The organism is Methylosinus sp. R-45379 (genome assembly GCF_001644125.1).
In the GTDB taxonomy this organism is placed as follows: Bacteria; Pseudomonadota; Alphaproteobacteria; order Rhizobiales; family Beijerinckiaceae; genus Methylosinus.
Genome location: NZ_LUUM01000015.1, coordinates 1 through 1,946, shown reverse-complemented (window position 1 = coordinate 1,946; position 1,946 = coordinate 1). Strand labels below are relative to the sequence as shown.

The following is a 1,946-nucleotide window of genomic DNA, read 5'->3' as shown; positions in this document are numbered from 1 at the left end:
AGATGGGCTATCGCAAGCTCTCTGCGCGGCCGCGTCATCACTCGCAGGCCGAGGGCGCGATCGAGGATTTTAAAAAAACTTCCCCTCTCGTCTGGAGGAAATCGCGCGCGAAAAGCGCGTCGCCTCGGACAAGATAGAAATCTGGTTCGAGGACGAGGCGCGCATCGGCCAGAAAAACAAGATCACGCGTCGATGGGCGAAACGCGGATCGAGACCGAGCGCGCCCCACGATCAGCGCACCGCCTCGACCTACATCTTCGGCGCCGTCTGTCCAAAGGACGGCAAGGGCGCGGCGCTGGTCCTACCTGCCTGCAACACGAAGGTCCGCGAAATCTAGGGAAAGTGGACCGTCCGGCCGTCCGCGACGAACGGCTAGTTATGGCGCCACATCGCTGTTCGGGAAAGAAAGAATGACCGATCTCGCCGTTCGTGAACGGAAAATTGATCAATGGAGACGTGTCGCTCTAACGAAGAAGGCCCGCTCGCGGCGGCACACTATGACCACTTGCGATTGTCGCTCTGATCGAAATTACCGCGAGGGCTGTTTTGAGCCTTTGCTGCCGCGCCCAAAACTGACTACAATATCTGCGCAAAGTTATGCCTGGGCATGGTATGGGCGATGCCGGTATCTGCAGTTCTGTTCGATTTGGATGAGACACTGTTCAACCGATCCGCTTCATTGCGCGATTTCGTGGCCGACCAGTTCTCAACAAAATGGCATTGCGATCACATTGACTTCAATGCGGTGGTTGATCGCTTTCTTGAGCTTGATGCCCGAGGGCGGCTTCACAAGATGGAGGTATATGGCACTCTGCTCGCAGAGCTCGGCTTAGCGGATTCCGATGTAGCGAAGGAAATGTTCTTCGACTACGAAACCCGCGCGTGGCGCTTCGCCCGAGCGTTCGACGGAGCAGCAGAGCTTTTGTCGTGGCTTACCCGAGAGGGGGTACGTTTCGGCATAGTCAGCAATGGCCAGACTCACATTCAGCTTCGCAGTATCCTTGCGCTAAATCTCGATCGACTCACCGACGTGTACTTGATTTCCGAGCAGGAGAAGTGTCGAAAGCCCGACCCTGAAATTTTTCGTCGTGCTGCGGACAGGCTCGGCATTTCGACAGGCCAGTGCGTATTTGTAGGGGATTCGCCCGAGGCCGATATGTTCGGCGCGCGCTCAGTCGGGATGAAAACGGTCTGGTTCCCAAATGGCGCGGCATGGCCAACCAGCTATCTATGGCAGCCGGACGCGACCGTCAGTTCGCTCTTTGAGGCGCGCGAAGTCATCGCAAATTGGATCACAAACTGATGGCAGCTTTTGGCGGAACCTCCCCGCTCTGGACGGTGAAGGGGGAACTTTGACTCGTTGCGGTCATCGTCTCGACATGGGAGGTAGGCAGATTTATGGAGATTAATTTGACGCGCAGCTGTTACTCGAGGGACCAGTGCATGGCGTCGACACTTAATCGCATGTTGCTCTTCGGGTGGGAGTTGCCGCAGAATGTTGTCGGTACCCTCGTTCTTGTCGTGCAAGCCATGCGCGGAAATGTGATTGTAATCAGTTTTCAACAAGAGCGCGTTTTTGTCGAACTACGATCAATCGGCGCGATAAGTCTCGGGCTGTTCGTGTTTTTCACGTGCAAGGACAATCCGTTTGTCCCCGTTGGCCGGGAAAATAGGGATCACGAGTTTGGCCACTCATTTCAGTCGCGCGCACTCGGTCCATTGTACTTGCCCGTGATCGGAACCGCCTCCGAAGCACGAGTGGTTTACGCCTTCGCGTATCGCTATGTAACCGGGCGCAGGTGGTCAGGCTACTATGATGGATTCCCCGAGCGTCAAGCTGACGAACTCGGTGGCGCGGACCTCACACTTCGACCCTCTCCGTGAGCGTGGGCATAGCCATGATTATGGCGCGCCGAACGTCCGCTTCTGGCGCGAGTTCCCCCTTC

Annotated in this window: 1 protein-coding gene and 1 pseudogene; both read left to right on the top strand. The window is 56.5% G+C overall.

Annotation, left to right across the window (positions count from 1 at the left end; all coding sequences use genetic code 11):
* Positions 1-334 (top strand): annotated as a pseudogene (locus tag A1351_RS25700) (IS630 family transposase); the annotation flags it as partial.
* Positions 335-619: 285 nt separating this feature from the next.
* Positions 620-1,303 (top strand): HAD family hydrolase, encoded by a 684-nt coding sequence (locus A1351_RS01595; RefSeq protein ID WP_064031981.1) that lies wholly within the window; start codon positions 620-622, stop codon positions 1,301-1,303.
* Positions 1,304-1,946: the final 643 nt, after the last annotated feature.